The organism is Micromonospora sp. NPDC049900 (assembly GCF_044461025.1).
Lineage (GTDB): Bacteria > Actinomycetota > Actinomycetes > Mycobacteriales > Micromonosporaceae > Micromonospora.
Genome location: NZ_JBITKM010000012.1, coordinates 1 through 19,102, shown reverse-complemented (window position 1 = coordinate 19,102; position 19,102 = coordinate 1). Strand labels below are relative to the sequence as shown.

The following is a 19,102-nucleotide window of genomic DNA, read 5'->3' as shown; positions in this document are numbered from 1 at the left end:
GTGTCACCCGAGAATCACGTCCTCACCCCTCAGGTCCTCGTGGTCGGTGCCGGCTCGGCCGGCACCGCCGCCGCGATCGCCGCTGCCGAGACCGGCGCCGACACCCTGCTGGTCGAGGCCACCGGCCACGTCGGAGGCACCCTGGCACGCCAACTGTTGGAGCACAGCGCCGGTTTCCACGACGCCGCCGGTAACCAGGTCACCGGCGGCATCGGCCAGCGGATCATCGCCCTGCTCCAGGAGTACGGCGGCTCACCCGGCCACATCCCCGACGACGTCAAGTACACCGCCACCCGCACCCCGGTCAACCACGCCGAACTGTCCATGTGCGAGGCCATCCTGTTGCGCCGAGCCGGAGTCCGGCTCCTGCTCAACACGGTCGTCGTCGCCGCGCAGACCGCGCAGGGCGAGCACGGTAAACAGGTCACCGGGGTCGTGGTGGAGTCAGCCGGCCTCGGGCGCGCCCTGATCCGTCCGGAGGTGGTCGTGGACTGCTCCGGCGACGCCGTCGTCTTCGCACTCGCCGGGGCGAGCTTCCAGACCGACCGCATCAGCTCCACCCAGCCGGCGTCCCTACTGCTCAAGCTCGGCGGCGTCCAGTACGCGCCGCTGCTGACGTACGCGCGGGACAACGCCGACGACTTCCGTCCCGATAGCCACATCGGCACGCCCAGCGACGAACACGTGAACCTCTGGGGCTTCGGCCGCCTGCTCGACCAGGGCCACCGCGAGGGACGGCTCTCCTGGCGGCGCACCGAACTCCACCTGGCCGGCTGGCCGAGGCGTGCCGAGGCGGTACTCAACCTGACCCGCACTCCGATCGACCCCGCCGGCAGTCGTCTCGGCGACGCCTACCTGACGCTCGCCGAACAGGTCATGCAGACGGTGGACTGGTTTCGTCGATACGTACCCGGCGGGTCCGACGCATACCTGGTCGACGTATCAGACCGGGTGGGAGTGCGGGAATCGCGGCGGATCAAGGGACTCACCACCCTGCGCGAGGAGGACGTCAAAGGCGGTCGCCGCAGTCCCGACAGCATCGGGCAGGGAGCCTTCCCCATCGACGTGCACGACAGCAACTCGCCAGGGCTCTCCCACACCGACGGCCTGACCGCCGCCTACGACATCCCGTACGGAATCCTCGTCGGCCACGACCACGACAATCTCCTCGCCGCCGGCCGATGCGTGTCGAGCACCCACGAGGCCAACGGCTCGGCCAGGATCACCGCCACCTGCTTCACCACCGGCGAAGCAGCCGGCACGGCGGCGGCCCTGGCCGTCCGGCACCGCACGAACCCCCGCCACCTCGACGTCGCACAACTCCAAGCGGTGCTCCGCCAGCGCGCAGTGATCGGAGCCCGTTGATCAGGCATGAGTTGTCCGCCCGATGCATGAGTCGACGGGACGATCACGCGCCAGGGTAACGCAGGTGTGGGGTGTCACTCGCGGGTGAGTCCCGGCGGTAGCGCGTCTTCGTCGGGTCGGACCTGGCGGGCGTTGGCCAGAGGATTCTGTGGGAGGGTGTTGAGCAGCGGTTCCGGGCCACCGACGCAGGTCCAGGTGTCGTCCCAGAGTGCGGAGACCAGCCATGACCGATCGGCGGGGAAGAACAGGTCGGGTAGTGATCCGTCACCGTGGCGCATGTGACCGGTCCGCCAGGTGAGGGCCTGCTCGGGTCCGGCCTCGACCAGCACGTAGGACCAGTTCCAGTAGAGCGACACCCTGGGGGCGTGGGGGAAGACGATGTCGTGGGGTCCGGTGTCGAGATAGGCCAGCCACCAGTGCTGGCCGGGGGTCTGTGCGGTGAGGTCCTGGACCAGGGCGTGTTCATAGGCGGCGACGGTGACGCCGTCGGGCTGGTGGGTGGTGGAGTAGGCGGCGAAGATCGGGGGGATTGCGGTGGTGATCGAGATGCCGGCAGTGGTGTGACCGGCGATCCACTCCACGTCGGCGGCGGTGCCGATCCGCCACTGCCGCCCGTCCTTGTTGACCTGCATACCGGTATTCAAGCCGCTACGGTGACGGTCGGCGCGGGAAACAGGGTTTCCTCGGCGTGGCCGGCAGCCTTTGTGACAGCCGCGAAGTGTCGATTGAGGTGGGGGACTTTGCGATGAGCGGTCCGTGACCGAGCATTGTGCATGCGGCCATCGCCAGCATCGACGACTCTGGTGCCGCGCGGGATACTGATTCCTTCCCGGGCGTTGTCACGGGTCTTCCTGAGTATCCACGTCTGCGATGTCGTCGAGCAGGCAGGGCTCCACCGTCAGAATGGTGTCGCCGCCCCACCGACTCCGGACGCGACCACGACCCGTGTGCCATCCTCCCGGGTCACGGATCGTCGCAACGGCCACACCTCTCAGCCGTGCCCTCGATCGGTGCGATTCGGCCCACCGCCTCAGGCTGACTGTCGCGACGACGAGGCATGCCTCCGCAGAGCCGGTTGACCGAGGGGTCCCCGTCTACCTCGCGGCGCGTGCCGTCTGCCGCTGTGCGCGGGCGATGCCGTCGTGTGCGCGATCCTGCTCGTCCCGGTCCCCGGTCGCGGTGACGATCGACAACGCGGCAGCGTACCGGGCCACGGCGTCGGCGGTGCGGCCCATTGCCGCCAGCACGTCGCCGAGATTGTTGAGCGCGCTCGCCTCCCCGTAGGCGTGCCCGATCGAATTCAGGATGCGGATCGACTCCGTCAGATCATCGACCGCGCGGGCGTGGTCACCACGGATGCCCCGCACCCGGCCCAGGTTGCTCAGCGCCACGGCCTCGCCGTAGACGTGCCCGGTCGCCCGGAAAATCTCGTGTGCCGCCGCCAGGTGCCCGGCCGCCTCGTCGTGCCGCTCGAGGCTGGCGCAGACGTCACCGAGGTTCGTTCGGGCCATCGCCTCGCCGACCGTGGCGCCGACCTCCCGGAACAGCACGGCGGCCCTGGACAATTCGTCGTACGCCTCACCCAGGTGACCCGGGCGGTTGTCGGCGTTACCCAGGTTGACCAGCACGGACGCCTCGCCGTACCGGTCACCCGCCTGGCGGTAGGCGGCGAGCGCGGCCCGCTGGAGGGCGTCGGCGTCGCGGCCGAGGCGTTCATGCACGATGCCGAGGTTGGACAGTGCCCGGGCGACGCCGAGCGCGTCGCCGCACCGGTTCAGGATTGCGACCGCCTCGGCCAGGTGCGTCTCGGCGAGCTCGTAGCGACCGCGCAGACGGTGCACGGCACCGATGTCGGTCAGCGCGCGGCCGTGCCGCACCGGGTCGCCGCTGTGCCGGGCCGCCTCAAGCGCGTGGCCGTGCAGTGCTTCGGCGTCGGTGTACCGGCCGCCCTCCAGGTGGCGGTAGAGCGTGGCGGCGAGGTCGGCCGGGTAGTGGGGTCGGCCGTGTTCCAGCGCGGCAGCGGCGGTCGCGACGAGGCCGGACAGTTCCGCGTCCAGCCAGTTCCGGGCGGCGGCGTCGTCGGTGAAGCCCGCTGCGCGGGTCACGGCGGGGCGGTGGGCGCGGTCCGCCGGGTGCAGCCGGTCCATCGCCGCCGCGGCGGTCGCGAGGAGGTGGGTGTGCAGCCGGTCCAGCGCGGCACCGGCCTCGTTGGCGGCGGCCAGCTCGCCGGCGTACGCACGCAGCAGGCCGTGCATGCCGTACCGTCCCGGCCGGTCGGCGCGTAAGAGATGTTTGCGGGCCAGCAGTTCCAGATGCCGTACGGTATCGGTGAGGGGCGCGTCGGCCATCGCGGCGGCGGTGTCGGCGGCGAACGAGGGGCCGGGATGCAGCCCGAGGCGGCGGAACAGCCGGGCCGCCTGCGGCGGGAGCTGCAGATAGGACCACGAGAAGACCACCCGCACGGTCGACCGCAGGTCCCCGCCCGGATCCAGCGACCGCAGCCGCCGGTCGGCGAGTTCATCGACCAAGGCCGCCAGGGTTTCCTCCGGCCGGAACGCCGCCAGCTCGGCCGCGACCCGCAGGGCCAGCGGGAGGCGGGCGCACTGTCGGGCGAGCGCGGCGGCGGCCTCCGGCTCCTGGTTGACGCGTGCGCCGACGAGCGAACGCAGCAGCGTCACCGCGTCCGGCTCGGGCAGCAGGTCCAGCACGAGACGGTGCGCGCCGTACAGGGCCACCAGGCCGGCGAGGCTGTCGCGGCTGGTGACGAGGACCGTGGTGGCACCCGTTCCCGGGATCAATGGCCGGACCTGGTCGACGGAGGCGGCGTTGTCGAGGAAGATCAGCAGGCTTCGGCCAGCGGTCTCGGCCCGATACCGGGCGGCCCGGCGGTCGAGGTCGTCGGGGATCTCGGCGACCGGGACGCCGAGGGACTCCAGCAGGTGCCCGAGCGCGGTGCCGACCGGGACCGGACGGTGCGGGTCGAAGCCGCGTAGGTCCAGGTGGAGCTGCCCGTCGGGGTGCCGGTGGCGGGTGCGGTGCGCCCAGCGCAGGGCCAGCGCCGTCTTGCCGACGCCGGCGGTGCCGCAGACGACGCCGATCCGCACCGCACCGCCGTCCGAGACCCGGCCGTCCGTGATCGAGCCGTCCCCGCCGCGGCCGTCTGTGATCCAGCCGTCCAGCGTGGCCAGTTCGGTCACCCGCCCGGTGAAGCCGGCGACCTCGGCCGGGAGCTGGTTGACCGGTGGCGCGGCGGTGGGGCCGCCGGCTGGCGGGTCGACCGCCGGTGTGGGCGCCTTGTCGAGTACCCGCAGGTAGGCCGCGACGAGGTCAGGTCCGGGACCGACACCGAGTTCGTCGGCGAGGTGCCGGCGGACGACGTCGTAGGCCGCGAGCGCGTCGGCACGCCGGCCGAGAGCGTGGTACGCCCGGATCAGCCGGGCGTGCATCGCCTCGTCCAGCGGGTGCGCCGCCGCCTCCTCGCGTAGCAACGGGAGGGTCCGTCCGGCGGAGTCCGGTGCACACATCAGGTCGGTGTAGCGGGCCACCGCCGCGCGACGTTCGTCGAGCAGGGCACGGACCGTCGGATGCCCGGCCAGCGCGGGCACGTCGGCGAACGGCTCGCCGTGCCACAGGTCAAGCGCGGCGGCGAGGCGGGCCGCGACCTCCTGCGGCTGTTCGCGGTGATCGGCTTCTGTCGCGACGTGGAGCAGGCTGCGGAACCGGTCGAGGTCGACGGTGCCGTCCGGCAGACGTAGCGCGTACCCGGCCCCCACCGACGGCAGCATTCCACTATGCGCGTAGGCACGACGGTCGGGTTCGAGTAGCCGGCGCAGATGCTTGACATGGGTCTGGATCACATTGGCCGCGCTGCGCGGCACGTGCTCGCCCCAGAGCACATCGGCGATGCGGGCACCTGACACCGGCCGTCCGCCGGCGAGCACGAGCAGGCTGAGCACGGCGCGTCGGGCAGGCGGACCGATCCTGACCTCGTCGCCGTGACGCCAGCATCGAATGGGACCGAGGACCTGGATAACGAGCAACCGGCCGCCTCCTCGAGAACAATCGAGGTTCTTCATTGTTCTGGGGCACGTCGCCGGATTCAAGCCTGGCATATCCAGATGAGACCAGATTTCGTCCAGCCGTTCCTGAGAAGCTGCCCACACCAGTCGACCGGACGGAGTGGTAATGAGATCGAGAAGCACCATCAGCAGGGTTTCGGCATTGACGGCGGCCATCACGCTCGTGCTTGGCGGCATGCTGGGAAACGCGCTCCCGGCACACGCCGCGCCGACGACGGACGCTCCCAGCCTCCCCGATCAGGTGGTCACCGCGGCACCCGGCATCGCCACGCAGAAGCCGAGCCCCGCCCGGCGACCCGCGGGCCCACAATCGGCGGCCGACGTCACGAAGGGTCCCGTGATCACGCTGAGTCCGCCAGCGGGCGGCTCCCCGGCCGCCGGCAAGGCACCGCGGATGGTCGACGGGGCGCAGCAGCAGAACCTGAACTGCACGCCCTACATCAGTGCGTGGGCCACTACGAGCGGCATGCGGGTACGGATCGAGTACCTGGCGGAGATCGTCTGCAACTTCTATCTCGCAGGCGCCGGGCAGGCGTACCTGATCGAGCGGTCGTCCGGTTCGCCGTACAACGGGCAGGTTGTCGCGGCGGCACCGGTCTTCTCGTTCGTCAACGGCTACTACGGCTACAGCCACGGCGCGGTAATCATCGACGGCCGCTACTACAACGGCGGCTTCGACATGGAAATCGGGTTCAACCTGGCGTTGCAGGTCTACGGGGGCTACTGGGCCGGCTGCTTTGCGCTTCCGCCGGGCATGCGCTACCTGAGCCCCTGCTACGGCCTCGGCACCGACACCGTCTCTGTCTCGGTCGGGTCCGGCGTCTTCTCCACCGGCATGCCGAGGGATCGGCTGGACGTGCTAAGGCGCCTGACCTCGACCGATTCCGCGAGCTACGACGCCTGGAACATCGGGCGTTTCTATCCGGCGACCTACGCGGCGTACGAGTTCGACTGGTCCAACGATCTCTGCACGGGAGCGCCGGACAACCCGCTCGGCTTCACGTTCGAGTCGGCCTGCGCCCGACATGACTTCGGTTACCGCAACTACAAGGCGATCAATCTGTTCGCGGAGCACAAGGAGCGGTTGGACCTCGCCTTCTATGAAGACCTACGACGGGTGTGCGCCAACTACCCCGAGGCGGTGCAGCCGGCATGCTATGCCCTGGCCTGGGTCTACTACGAGGCGGTTCTCATTTTCGGGCGCCAGGAGGTCACGCCCGAGCAGATCGGCGAGGCCGCGAAGCTCCTGCCGGACGGCGTATCCGACGTGACCGCGTTGACCTGACCGGCCGACCTCTCACGTCGGAGCCCACGGCCTTTTCATGATCGATAGTGGTGGCGCGGGCGAGCCTGGCCCGTCGGGTTCCTCCCGGCGGGCTCACCAGGCTGGCCACGCACACTGAGGGCTGGGCGGGCGATGAGCACGGCCAGATCCATCCGCTCCGGCTGGCCTCCATGCGCTACCGGGAGCACCTGGACTCCTACGAGAACCGCGTTGCTGCCCAACTGGTCGACCGGCTCCGCGAACATCTCTCCCGCCGAATCCGCGAACTGACGACGCTCGCGGATTGCCTGGCCCGGTCGTCATCGAGCTGGCCGACCGTCGCCGTCGCGCAGCACGTGGCGGTGCATCTACTCGCCGAGAACCAACAGGATTCGGCACGAACCTTCGCCACCAGCGGCATCGACCGATTCGCCGCCTCCCCCAATGGCGGTACGGCCCATACGGAGTGCCGCTGCTGCGCGAGCCGGTCGCCTGGTCCCTGTGCCGGGTGACCGAACGCGTACTCGCGGGGACCACGCCATCGTGCTCGCAGAGCCACTGGCCGGCAGCCACCGCCCAGGCGCCCCCCTGCTCTGTCACATGGGGAGCTACGCCGCCCTACGCGAAACGTCAACGGAGTCGTGAGGTTCTTCTGAGGAAATGTGGACGCTTCTGTGGAGGGCATGGCGTTCCGCCCGGAAGAGATGGGTCGCCGCTGAGGTCCGGTGCTGGTGACCTTCACGTAGACCAGCCCCTGGTGCGCTGCGGCAACAGCAGAACGGTCAGTCAGCGGTCGCTATCGCCACCGACCGCTGGTGCGCCCCCTGGTGACACGTCAGTCCCGCCACTGCTTTGCGAGCAGTTCGTACGAGCTGACCCGGTCGCCGTGCGCATGGGTGATCGTGGTGATCAGCAGTTCGTCGGCGGCGGTGACGTCACGCAGGACGCGCAGCCGCTCGACGACCGTTCCGGGTGATCCGACGAACTGGGTATCCACCCGGTCGGCGACGAGCCCGCGGTCTTCGTCGGTCCACGGCAGCGCGGCGGCCTGCTCCGGACGGGGGAACGGGATCGCGCCGTCGCCGCTGCGGATACTGCGCACCCAGGGCCCGTACGGTGCGGCGAGTCGGCGGGCCGCCTCGTCGGTCTCGGCGACGACCACGTCGGCGGAGACCACCAGGTATGGCGCAGCCAGCACGGTCGAGGGCCGGAACGCGGCCCGGTAGGCGGCCACCGCGTCGAGCACCGAGGCGGGGCTGACGTGGTAGTTCGCGGCGAACGGCAGCCCGAGCGCGCCCGCGAGTTGGGCGCTCTCGCCGCCGCTGCTGCCGAGCAGCCACACCGAGAGGTCGGTGCCCTCCCCCGGTACGGCGTGGGCGTCCAGCCCGTTCTCGTCGGTGTAGTCGCCGCGCAGGAGAGCGAGGATGTCGGCCAACTGGTCGGCGAAGGCCGGCGGCTGCGCGCCCGGTTGGTGCAGCAGCGCGCTGGCCAGCGCGAAGCGCGGTGAGGCGAGCACGCTGGCGTAGGAGAACGGCCGCGGGATCAGCAGTCCGTCGACGACCCGGGCCTCGACGGGCGGAGCGGTCGTGGGAGCGGTGAGTGCCCGCGCCGCCTCGACGCGCCATTGTCCGGAACGGCCCAGCCCGAGGTCGATCCGCCCGGGGTACAGCGCGGCGAGGGTGCCGAACTCCTCGACCACCGAGAGGGCGGTGCGGTGACCGACCTGGACGGCGCCGCAGCCGACGCGCAGCACGCTGGTGGCGGCGGCGACCTGTCCGATGAGCACCGCCGGGGCCGAGCTGGCGACGCCTGCGGCGAGGTGGTGCTCGGCCAGCCAGTAGCGGTGGTAACCGGACTGTTCGACCCGGCGGGCCAGGTCGACGGTGTTGCGCAGGGCGTCGGCGACGCTGCCTCCGGCGGGCACCGGCGACAGGTCGAGGACGGACAGTGGCGTCGATGGCATGGTGGGATCCCGTTTCTGCTCAGACCGTGGCTGCGGCGGTCACCGCCGGGGTGAAGGGGCGACTGGGGATTTCGCGACGCAGCACCGGCGCCACCTCGGCCTGGAACAGCTCCAGGCTCTCGCGGTGCTGCCTGTCGGTCAGCCCGTCGTGGTCGGCTTGGAGGTGCATGACCTCGTGGCCGAACTGCTCGTGGTAGCGCAGCACCTTCTCGGTGATCTGCTGTGGACTGCCCACCAGGATGGAGCTGCGTTCGATGGCGTCCTCCAGGGTGGGAAAGACGGTGGGAACGCCGAGCCGCGCGAACGCGGCGACCCGGGCGTCGAAGATCGGTCGGTAGCGCTCGATCGCCTCCTGCGACGTGCGCGTCACGTGGAAGCCGGCCGAGCCGGCGCCGACGAGGGCGGCGGCAGGGTCGTGTCCGTAGTGCGCCCAGCGGTCCCGATAGTGGCGGATGAGCTCGGCGTATGGCTCGATGGGGTTGGTGACGTTCGCGGAGAAGAGTGGGTCGCCGTAGCGGGCGGCCAGGTCGACCGACTCCCGGCTGGTGGCGCTGCCGTGCCAGACCCGGATCGGTTGCTGCAGCGGGCGGGGCCAGGTTTCGGCCTCGTTCAGCGACGGCCGGTACTTTCCCGTCCAGGTGACCCGGTCCTCGCGCCACAGGCGGCGGAACAGCTCGTAGCCCTCCCGGTTGCGGTCCCACTGGTCATCGGCGGTGACGTGGAACAGTTGGGCCTGCGCGGCACCGTTGCCCTTGCCGATGATCAGTTCGAGCCGCCCACCGGCGAGGTGGTCGAGGGTGGCGTAGTCCTCGTACGCGCGGACCGGGTCGAGCAGGCTGAGGGTGGTGACGGCGGTGAAGAGGCGGATGGTGGACGTGCGGGCCGCGATGTGGCTCAGCACCACCGGGGGCGAGGAGGAGATGAACGGCCGCTCGTGCCGCTCGCCGACGCCGTATCCGTCGAAGCCGAGTTCCTCGGCGAGCACCGCCGTGTCGACCACCTCCCGGAACCGCTCGCTGGTGCTGCGCCGTCGACCGGTGACCGGGTCGGGTAGGTGGGCGATCAGCGTGATCAGCAGGAACTTCATGCGGAGACCGTCACTTCCGGCGCAGGGGTCATGGGCGGCGTACCGCCAGGGCGAAGCAGCGCGAGTACGGCAGCGTGTCGTAGGGGGCGAAGACCGGTATCGGCCGGTAACCCGCCTGCTCGTACCGGCGGATCGCGTTGGCTTGGCGGTCGCCGGTCTGTAGCACGATCCGTACCGCGCCGAGCTGGCCGGCGGCCTTTCGGGCCGCGTCGAGCAGGATTCCGGCGATGCCGTGCCCACGGTAGGCCGGTGGTACGTACATCCGCTTGAGCTCCAGGTCGGGACCGTGCCACCGCATGGCGGCGTGCCCGACCGGCGTGGCCCCGACGGTGTACGCCACCCCGGTCCAGGCCACCGAGGTCGCGACGAGCACCTGGGCGGTAGGCAGGTGGATCGGGTCGGCGGGCCGGTCGGCGTAACGGTGGCGCAGCTCGGTGGTCATTGCCGCCCGTAGGGCGACGGCGTCCGGATCGTCCCAGCGCCGGCGGCAGACCGTGACGGGCATGCTCACGCCGCACCGACGTGGCCGACCGGGCAGGCGGGGCCGAGACCGAGATGGTCGCGCAGGGTGGTACCCGTGTACTCGGTGCGGAAGACCCCGCGCTCCTGCAGCAGCGGGACGACCCGGTCGACGAACTCGTCGAGACCGCCGGGGGTCAGGTGTGGCACCAGGATGAAGCCGTCGGCGGCGTCGGACTGGACGAAGTGGTCCATCCGGTCGGCGACCTGCTGCGGCGTCCCGACGAACGACTGCCGGCCGGTCACCTCGATGATCAGGTCACGGATCCCGAGGCCCTTCTCCTCGGCCAGGGCGCGCCACCGACGGGCGGTGCCGACCGGATCCGGGTACATGTCGGTCCGGCCCCGGCTGATCGCGTCGGTAGTGACGTCCGGGTCCTCGGCGGGCAACGGGCCGTCTGGGTCGTAGGCGGACAGGTCCCGGTTCCACAGTTGTTCCAGCAGCAGGATCGCGGTCTGCGGGCTGACTTGCTGGCGACGGATGTGATGGGCGCGTTCCTGTGCCTCGGCGTCGGTGTCGCCGAGCACGAAGGTGACACCGGGGATGATCTTCAGGTCATCCGGGTGGCGGCCGTGTCGGGCGAGCCGGGACTTGACGTCGCGGTAGAACTCCTGGCCGTCCTCGAAAGTGCCGTGCCGGGAGAAGATCGCGTCGGCGCTGGACGCGGCGAACTCGCGTCCGTCGGGCGAGTCGCCGGCCTGCAGGATCACCGGGTGTACCTGCGGGCTGCGCGGCACGGTGAAGTGCCCGGCGATGTCGAACTGGTCGCCGTGGTGGGCGAACGCGCCCGGGCCCGCGTCCGTCACGTACCGTCCGCCGTCGCGGTTCCCCACGATCGCCTCCGCCGGCCAGGACTCCCACAACTCGCGGGCGGTGCGGACGAACTCGGCGGCCCGCTCGTACCGCAGGGAGCGGTCGAGGTAGCCGCCCCGGCGGAAGTTCTCCCCGGTGAACGCGTCGGACGTGGTCACGACGTTCCAGGCGGCGCGACCGCCGGAGAGGTGGTCGAGGGTGGCCAACTGGCGGGCCAACTCGTACGGCTCGCGGAAGGTGGTGTTGAGGGTGCCGGCCAGCCCGAGATGGCTGGTGACGCTCGCGAGGGCGGCCAGCAGGGTCAACGTGTCCGGACGGCCCACCACGTCGAGGTCGTGGATGCGGCCGCGCTGCTCGCGCAGGCGCAGCCCTTCGGCCAGGAAGAAGAAGTCGAACTTGCCGCGCTCGGCGGTGTGGGCCAGGTGCACGAACGAGGAGAAGTCGATCTGGCTGCCAGAGTCTGGGTCGCTCCACACGGTCGTGTTGTTCACGCCGGGGAAGTGTGCCGCCAGGATGATCTGCTTGGGCATGACGGTCTCCAGGGTTCAGGCGGTCGCCGCGGCGGCGTACCGGCTGGCCGGTCGGGGCAGGCCGAGCAGGTCACGCAGCGTTCCACCGGGATAGCCGACGCGGAACAGACCCCGACTCCGCAGCGCCGGAACCAACGCGCGGGTGATGAGGGTCAGGTCGTGGGGCAGCACGGCGGGTCGCAACCGGAAGCCGTCGACGCCCGCGCGGTGCCATTCGGCCAGCAGGTCGGCCAGATCGGCCGCCGTCCCGGTGAAGGTGGCCGCGTCCGAGTTGGACTCGCCGCCGTGCAGATCGTCGAGGCGGGCGCGGCGCCGACGGGCCGGGGTCGGCGATTCGTCGAGCAGGACCCCCAGGTCGGCGAGCACTCGCAGCGGCGGGTCGGTCCGACCGACGGTCGCCTCGGCGGCCCGGATCTCGGCGACGATCGCGGCGGCGTGCGCGGCGCCGGTCGGGGTGACGAAGACGACGTCGGCGTGCCGTGCGGCGAAGGTGTACGGCACCGACGAGTGGGCCAGCGCAGCCACCACCGGCTGGCCCTGCGGGGAGCGAGGCACGATGGAGGGACCCTTGACCGAGAACCATCGGCCGACGAAGTCGATGTAGTGCAGCCGGTCCCGGTCGACGAAGCGCCCGCTGGCGACGTCCCGGATCTCGGCGTCGTCCTGCCAGCTGTCCCACAGCCGGCGGACCACCTCCACCGCGTCGCCGGCCTCCGCGAAGAGGTCACCGACGAGCCGGACGACCTCCGGATCGTCGAGCCGTGCCGGATCCAGCGCGGGGATCTCCCGGCGGCCGAAGTGATCGGCCTCGGCGCGCCGGGCGGAGACCCGGGGCCGCCAGCCCGCCCGACCGCCGCTCACGTGGTCGAGCGTGGCCACCGCCGTGGCGAGGTGGAACGGCTCGGTGTGGGTGGTGCTGGTGGTCGGCACCAGCCCGATGTGCCGGGTCAGCGGGGCCAACCGGGCCGCGATCTGCACCGCGTCGAGGCGTCCGCGGAGCAGGTCGACCCGGCCGTCGGGGCCGTCCGGAAGCGTCGACTGAAGGTCCAGACTGTCCTCGAAGGTGAGCAGGTCCAGGGCCGCGCGTTCGGCCTCGCCGGCGAGGGCGGCCCAGTAGCGGGCGGTCAGCGGCGCCGCCGCGCCGGCGCGGGACAGCCGCCAGGCCGCCGGGTGCCAGCCGAGGCCGTCGAGGGCGACTGCCAGGTGCAGGGTCTTCTCGGTCATGAACGTTCCTCCTGCGGTGGGCCGGCGACGACGAGCGTGGGCAGCGCGTCGAGCAGGGATCGGGTGTAGTCGTGCCGGGGGTACGTGAAGACGTCGCCGACCGGCCCCTGCTCGACCACCGTGCCGTCGTTCATCACCAGGACCCGGTCGCTGAGGTGGTGCACCACGCCCAGGTCGTGGGAGATGAACAGCAGCGCGGTGCCGTCGGCGGCGCGTAGCTCGGCCAGCAGGTCGAGGACCTGCGCCTGGACGGATACGTCGAGAGCGGAGACCGGCTCGTCGCAGACGATCAGACTCGGTCGCGGGGCGATCGCGCGGGCGATGGCGACCCGTTGCCGTTGCCCGCCGGAGAGCTGTCGCGGGTGCCGGTCCAGCAGATCCGGGCCGAGGCCGACCCGGCGAAGCAGGTCGACGACGCGAGCAGGCCGGTCCCGCCGGGCGACGTCCCGATCGACGTTCTCGCCGATCACCTGGCCCACGGTGTAGCGGGGATCGAAGGAGCTCAGCGGGTCCTGCGAGATCAGTTGCAGTCGGCGGCGCATCGGGCGACGGGTCCGTTCACGGGTGGCGGACCACGGCGTGCCCTCGAAGGTGACGGTGCCGGCGTCGGGATTGAGTAGACCGGCGACGATCCGCGCCACCGTGCTCTTGCCGGAGCCCGACTCCCCCACCAGCCCGAGCGTCTCGCCACGTGCCACGGAGAAGGAGACGTCGTCGACGACGGTGTGCTCGCCGTACCTCTTGGTCAGGCCACGCGCGTCGAGTACCCGGTCGTCCGGGCGGACCTCGTCGCGGACGGGCAGGGCCGCCCGGACACCCGCGGCCGGGGGCGGCGCGGCGAGCCGGCGACCCCGCGACGACGCCGACGGCACGGCGGCCAGCAACTGCCGGGTGTACGGATGCTCCGGGGCCCGCAGCAGGCGGCCGGTGTGCCCCCGCTCGACGATGCGGCCGTCGCGCATGACCAGGACCCGGTCGGCGACCTGGGCAACCACCGCCAGGTCGTGGCTGATCAGCAGCAGGCCCACACCGCTGGCCCGCCGCTCGGCGAGCAGCCGCAGGATCTGCGCCTGCACGGTGACGTCCAGCGCGGTGGTCGGTTCGTCCGCGATGAGCAGCGCCGGTTCTCCGGCGATCGCCGAGGCGATCAACGCACGCTGCCGCAGCCCGCCGGAGAGCTGGTGCGGGTACTGCCGGGCCCGGCGCTCCGGCTCCGGCAGGTGGACCAGGTCGAGCAGGTGGGCGACCCGACCGGCCCGCTCCCGGCGGCTGACGATGCCGTGTGAGGTGAGCACCTCACCGACCTCGGCACCCACCGACCGCAGCGGATCGAGGGAGACCAGCGCGTCCTGCAGGACCAGCCCGGCGATGCGGCCCCGGACCCGCCGCCAGTCCCGTGGGCGGTACGCACGCACGTCCTCGCCCGCCACATCCAGCCGTGCGGCGCGCACCCGTGCGTCCTGGCCGGCAAGACCGACCAGGGTACGGGCGGTGACGCTCTTGCCGGAGCCGGACTCCCCGACCACGGCCACGCACTCGCCACGCTCGACGGTGAAGCTGATCCCGCGCACTGCGGCGACCCGACCGGTCGGCGCCTCGAAGTCGACGTGCAGGTCCTCGACCGTGACCAGCGGCGCCATCAGCGGCGCCGTCCGTCGAAGCGGGCCTGCCAGTGCCGGCCGAGCACGGTCAGCGAGACCACGGTGGCGGTGACAGCCAGGCCGGGCAGGATGCTGATCCACCAGGCCACCTGGAGGTAGTTGCGTCCCTCGGAGAGCATCGCCCCCCACTCCGGCGAGGGTGGCTGCGGACCCATGCCGAGGAAACTGAGGCCGGCGGCGGCCAGGATCGCCTCACCGAGCCCGATCACGGCGAGTACCGGCACCGGACCGACGACGTTGGGCAGCACGTGCCGCAGCACCACCCGAAGTCGGGACTGCCCGAAGGTGACAGCTTGTTCGACGTAGCCGGAGCGGCGCACGACGAGCGTCTGACCACGGACCACCCGGGCGTGGTGCGGCAGCGTGGCGATACCGATGGCCACGATCAGACTGGTGGTGCCGGGGCCGGCGATGGCGATGAACAGCAGGGCCAGCAACAGCATGGGAAACGCCGACAGCGCGTCGAACGTCCGGCTGAGCGCCTCGTCGGCGACCCGGTGCGTGAGGCCGGCGAGCAGGCCGAGCAGTACACCACCGGTCACCGCGATCGCGGTGGCGGCGACACCGATGGTGAGCGAGTGACCGGCGCCGTGCGCCACCCGGGTCAACACGTCCCGGCCGAGGTGGTCGGTGCCGAACCAGTGTCCGGCCCCGGGCGGAGTCAGCACCGCGAGCGGGTCGGCGGCGAGCGGGTCGGCGGGGGCCAGCACCGCCGGCCAGGCCGCCGCGCCGACCAGAAGGATGAGGTACGCCCCGGCGGCGAGCAAGCCAGGTCCCGGCCGGGACCGTCGGCGTACGACGGGCCCGGTGGGGTCGACGAGGATCCGGGCGGGCGCGTCGGTGATCGGGGGGCCAAGGGTGACGGTCATCGGTCAGCTCCTTCGCAGACGAGGGTCGACCAGGAGATACGCCAGGTCGGCGGTGGTGTTGACCACGACGTAGCCGGCGGCGGAGAGGGTGACCACGGCCAGCACCACCGGCATGTCCCGGGTGGTGACCGCGGAGAGGGTGACCTGGCCGAGGCCGGGGCGGCCGAAGACCTGCTCGACGATGACGGCGCCGCTGACGACGATGCCGAAGATCCAGCCGGCCAGGCTGACCGCTGGCAGGAGGGCGTGCCGCAACGCGTGGCGCGCCAACACCGTTCGTTCCCGTACGCCTCGGGATCGGGCGGTGAGCACGAACGGCTCGTCGAGGGCCTTGTCGATGCCGTCGCGCAGCACCTGTGCGAGCAGCCCGGCGACGGGCAGCGCGAGGGTGACGGCGGGGAGCACCAGCGCGGCGATGCCCCGGTCGCCCGAGACGGGGAAGAGGCCGAACCGGAACGACAACACACTGAGCAGCAGAAGCCCGATCAGGAACGAGGGGGTGGATACCAGCAGCAACTCGGTGCCCGAACTGAGACGGCGCAGCCACGGTCGCCGGTTCCCGGCGGTCGCGACCGCGATGACCAGGGCGAGCAGCACACCGAGCCCGGCGGCGGCGACCGCGAGCCGCAGGGTGGGGGCGATCTGTTCCCCGATCACCTCGCTGACGGGACGTTGCAGGAGGTACGAACGGCCGAGATCCCCGCCGCCCAAGCGCCCGAGGTAGTCGAGGTACTGCAGGACGGCCGGCCGGTCCAGGCCCCACTCGGCGATGATGGCGGCGCGGATCTGTGGGGTGTCCGCGCCGTCGCCGACGATGTTGTCCACGGTGTCACCGGGGGCGGCGAGCAGCGCCAGGTAGGCGGCGGTGGCGGCGACCCACAGGACGACCAGGCCGGCGCCGAGTCGACGGGCTACGGCACGCACGGTTGGTCTGCTCATGTCACTCGCTGATCCACAGGTCGTACGCGCTCGCGGGCACTCCGGCGGTGGGTTCGAAGCGCACCCCGCCGACTCGGGTGCTGGCGGCGATCTGGTCGGCCGGCGCGTACAGCGGCAGTAGCAGGGCCTGCTCGACGACGACCCGTTGTTGCAGGTCGGCGTAGATGCCTGCCCGCTTGGTCGGGTCCACCGTGGCCTGACCGGCCTCCAGGAGTTGGTCGATCCGGGGGTCGTTGATCTGGGTGCGGTTGATGCCGCCCTTCGAGTGCAGCAGCAGGTTCAGCGCCGCACCGGCGTCGGTGTCGGCCCGCGAGTTGTCGAAGACCTCGTACTCGTTGCGCTGGATGGCGTCGGTGGCGGTGCCCTGGTCGACGAGCGACACCTTCAGGTCGATGCCGGCGCTCTGCTTGACGGCCGCCTGCACGGCCTGAGCCAGCACGTCGCGTCGGTCTCGGACGAAGGGCGCCGACTGCACGAGCCGCAGGGTGAGTCTCTTGCCGCCCTTCACTCGATAGCCGTCGGCGTCGCGGGCGGTCCAGCCGGCCTGGTCGAGCAGGCTGTTCGCCCTGGTGGCGTCGCCGCTGTACTCGTTGCCGTCGAGTCGCTTGTCGTAGAGCGGGCTGGACGGGCTGATCACACTCCAGGCGCGGGTAGCGGTGTCCCGGTAGACCGAGCGCAGCACGGTGTCGACATCGACGGCCTCGCGGAACGCCTGGCGGACCCGCAGGTCGTCGAAGGGTGGATGGGAGGTGTTGAAGTAGTAGGAGTAGGCGGAGCCGGAGTTGAGCTCCCGGCTCAGGCGCAGCGCCCGGTTGCCGGTGACCAACGGCTGGTCGGTCGCGGGCACCCCCTCTATGACCTGCACCTGGCCCGACGTGAGGGCGCCGACGCGCACCGCCGACTCCTTCAGGAAGCGGTAGGTGACCTCGTCGAGGTAGGCCGGGCCCGTGTGGGTCGCGGTGGGCGGCGCCCAGTCGTAGGCGGGGTTGCGCCGGTAGTGCAGCTCCTGTCCGGCGACGTAACGGTCCAGCACGAACGGTCCGGTGCCGACCACGTCGACGCCGCCGGCCTTGAGGTTCTTCGCCTCGCGCAACGACTTCGGGGAGACCTGGGCACCCTGTGGGGAAGCGAGGAAGTCGAGGATGAGCACGTCGGGTGCGGTGAGGGTGAGTCGTACGGTGCGCGGGTCGACGACCTCGACGGCCTTGAGGTTACGCAGTTGCACGGCGGCGACGGCGGGGGCGTACCCAGGTTCGCGCAGTTTGTCGATGTTCGCCTGCACAGCCGTCGCGTCCAGGGGTGTGCCGTCGGAGAAGGTGACGTCGTCGCGCAGTGTCAGGGTGTACGACAGCCCGTCCGGGGCGACCTGCCAGCCGGTGGCCAGCCACGGCGCCAGTTTGCCCTGCTTGTCGTAGGTGAGCAGGGACTCGAAGGTGTTCCAGACCAGCAGGCGCGCCTTGGCTTGGGCGTACTGGTGCGGGTTGAGGGTGATCGGCTCGGTCTCCACTGCCCAGGTGAGGCTGCCGCCGAAGCGCGGCTGACCGGCGGCGTCGGCGGCCGGCGTGGTGCTGGTGGAGCAGCCGGCGGCGACGGCGAGCAGCGGGGCGAGCGCCAGGGTGGCGAGAGTTCGCAGACGGTCGGCGGGCATGGCGGTGTCTCCCGTCCAGGCAGGCGGTGCGGGTACGCCGACACCCGGCCCGGCGCGGGTGGCGTGGGTCGGTCGCGGTGTCGGTGCTGATGGCTCGGCGGTCGGCTCGGCAGTGAGCCCCACCCCGGCTTACCGCTACGGCAGGCCGGGTGGCCGGGTGCCGGTCAGGCCAGACAGGAACTCGACCACACCCGACCGAAGTCGATGTGGCCGCGGATCGTCAGCCGCAGCCCGCTGGACATGCGCCGAGTCCACCTCTCCCGCCCCGCAGTGTCAACGAATCGGCTGAGGGATGTCGGCTATCGCACGCAAAGCCATCGATTCATTGACGCAATCCCTACTAAGGCTATAGGGTTTGAAGGGATCCTGTCCGGTGGGTCGACCGGGACTCGTACCGGGCGGGGATCGACCCGCCGGGCACGTCACCGGTCGCCCGCGCAGTCCACATCGAGCAGCCGCATCCGAGACGTCGTGTCGATGCCGGCCATCGTCAGGGTCCGCCATCCCAGTCACACGCCGTCCCCGATCGCGGCCTCGTCCGGGCCGTTACCACAGCCATCACCGATGACCGCGTGGATCGTCCCGTCCTCGTCCTGCACGACGTCGAAGAAGTCACCGCCGAGCAGCGACCGCCCCCGCCCGGGCACATACCTGCTGAGCACCCTCAGCGCAGGGCCGGTGATCAACGGTGCAGGTGGCAGGCCACGCTGCAGGCGGACGTTCTCGCGCGCCTGATTCCGGCTCTCCCGTAGCTGGCGCGCCGCGATCACCGCGTGTTGACGTTGGATCGCGTACTACACCGTCCGCCCCAGGAGGGCACCATCGATACGGCCCTTGAACAGGTAGTCCTGCGCACCTGCGGCGACGGCCGCCACCCCGACGGCCACGTCGTTCGAACCCGTGAGCAGCACCACCGCCGAGCCCGGCCGCCGGTGCACACCCCGCGCAGCGCCGGCAGCCCACTGTCGTCAGGCTGTGGCCACGAGATACGACAAGATCGCGGGCCGCTATGAGGCCACCGTCCTCGTAGCGGCCTTCCATGAGTGGCGGTGAGCGGCCCATTCGGGATGGCGGACGGACAGCCCGTGGAGCCGTGGTGGTTCAGGGGTTGACGGCATGTTCGATGAACTGGCCGCAGGG

The 19,102-nt window shown here is 71.3% G+C and carries 15 protein-coding genes; 3 read left to right on the top strand and 12 right to left on the bottom strand.

Features of this window, described 5'->3' with window-relative positions; all coding sequences use genetic code 11:
* On the top strand, positions 1-1,365 hold the full coding sequence (locus ACIBMZ_RS22955) for an FAD-dependent oxidoreductase (RefSeq protein WP_396696964.1): 1,365 nt from the start codon (positions 1-3) through the stop codon (positions 1,363-1,365).
* A 74-nt stretch (positions 1,366-1,439) separates the two neighbouring features.
* On the opposite strand, the gene ACIBMZ_RS22950 is transcribed toward ACIBMZ_RS22955, so the two are convergent.
* Positions 1,440-1,997, bottom strand: a complete 558-nt coding sequence (locus ACIBMZ_RS22950; protein WP_396696962.1) for a hypothetical protein — start codon at positions 1,995-1,997, stop codon at positions 1,440-1,442.
* Positions 1,998-2,459: 462 nt separating this feature from the next.
* Positions 2,460-5,441 (bottom strand): AfsR/SARP family transcriptional regulator, encoded by a 2,982-nt coding sequence (locus ACIBMZ_RS22945; RefSeq protein ID WP_396696960.1) that lies wholly within the window; start codon positions 5,439-5,441, stop codon positions 2,460-2,462.
* Between the two features lie 109 nt (positions 5,442-5,550).
* Here ACIBMZ_RS22945 and ACIBMZ_RS22940 point away from each other — a divergent pair, with 109 nt between their 5' ends.
* Positions 5,551-6,729, top strand: a complete 1,179-nt coding sequence (locus ACIBMZ_RS22940; protein WP_396696958.1) for a phospholipase — start codon at positions 5,551-5,553, stop codon at positions 6,727-6,729.
* A 50-nt stretch (positions 6,730-6,779) separates the two neighbouring features.
* Entirely contained in the window at positions 6,780-7,220 is a 441-nt protein-coding gene (locus ACIBMZ_RS22935; protein WP_396696956.1) for a flavin reductase family protein, read from the top strand.
* Positions 7,221-7,543: 323 nt separating this feature from the next.
* Here ACIBMZ_RS22935 and ACIBMZ_RS22930 read toward each other — a convergent pair whose 3' ends face one another.
* The 10 genes from ACIBMZ_RS22930 to ACIBMZ_RS22885 all read right to left on the bottom strand — a co-directional run bounded on the left by ACIBMZ_RS22930 (position 7,544) and on the right by ACIBMZ_RS22885 (position 18,732).
* Positions 7,544-8,671 carry an LLM class flavin-dependent oxidoreductase gene (locus ACIBMZ_RS22930; RefSeq protein WP_396696954.1) on the bottom strand — a complete coding sequence of 376 codons (1,128 nt, stop codon included), beginning with the start codon at positions 8,669-8,671 and terminating at the stop codon, positions 7,544-7,546.
* A gap of 19 nt (positions 8,672-8,690) precedes the next feature.
* Positions 8,691-9,758 (bottom strand): LLM class flavin-dependent oxidoreductase, encoded by a 1,068-nt coding sequence (locus ACIBMZ_RS22925; protein WP_396696952.1) that lies wholly within the window; start codon positions 9,756-9,758, stop codon positions 8,691-8,693.
* Between the two features lie 28 nt (positions 9,759-9,786).
* The gene (locus ACIBMZ_RS22920; protein ID WP_396697224.1) at positions 9,787-10,263 is read right to left on the bottom strand and encodes a GNAT family N-acetyltransferase; all 477 of its coding nucleotides are present in this window, start codon (positions 10,261-10,263) and stop codon (positions 9,787-9,789) included.
* A gap of 2 nt (positions 10,264-10,265) precedes the next feature.
* Positions 10,266-11,621 (bottom strand): NtaA/DmoA family FMN-dependent monooxygenase, encoded by a 1,356-nt coding sequence (locus ACIBMZ_RS22915; RefSeq protein ID WP_396696950.1) that lies wholly within the window; start codon positions 11,619-11,621, stop codon positions 10,266-10,268.
* A 15-nt stretch (positions 11,622-11,636) separates the two neighbouring features.
* Positions 11,637-12,845 carry an LLM class flavin-dependent oxidoreductase gene (locus ACIBMZ_RS22910; protein WP_396696948.1) on the bottom strand — a complete coding sequence of 403 codons (1,209 nt, stop codon included), beginning with the start codon at positions 12,843-12,845 and terminating at the stop codon, positions 11,637-11,639.
* Positions 12,842-14,485, bottom strand: a complete 1,644-nt coding sequence (locus ACIBMZ_RS22905; RefSeq protein ID WP_396696946.1) for a dipeptide ABC transporter ATP-binding protein — start codon at positions 14,483-14,485, stop codon at positions 12,842-12,844. The genes ACIBMZ_RS22910 and ACIBMZ_RS22905 overlap by 4 nt, the downstream gene beginning before the upstream one ends.
* A complete protein-coding gene (locus ACIBMZ_RS22900) occupies positions 14,485-15,375 on the bottom strand; it encodes an ABC transporter permease (RefSeq protein WP_396696944.1) in 891 nt (296 codons plus the stop codon). The genes ACIBMZ_RS22905 and ACIBMZ_RS22900 overlap by 1 nt, the downstream gene beginning before the upstream one ends.
* Positions 15,376-15,378: 3 nt before the next feature.
* Complete coding sequence (locus ACIBMZ_RS22895; protein ID WP_396696942.1) at positions 15,379-16,314, bottom strand: ABC transporter permease; 936 nt, start codon at positions 16,312-16,314, stop codon at positions 15,379-15,381.
* 1 nt (position 16,315) lies between these two features.
* Positions 16,316-17,962, bottom strand: a complete 1,647-nt coding sequence (locus ACIBMZ_RS22890; RefSeq protein ID WP_396696940.1) for an ABC transporter substrate-binding protein — start codon at positions 17,960-17,962, stop codon at positions 16,316-16,318.
* Between the two features lie 509 nt (positions 17,963-18,471).
* Positions 18,472-18,732: a hypothetical protein gene (locus tag ACIBMZ_RS22885; protein ID WP_396696938.1), complete on the bottom strand. Its 261-nt coding sequence runs from the start codon at positions 18,730-18,732 to the stop codon at positions 18,472-18,474.
* Between the last annotated feature and the right edge of the window lie 370 nt (positions 18,733-19,102).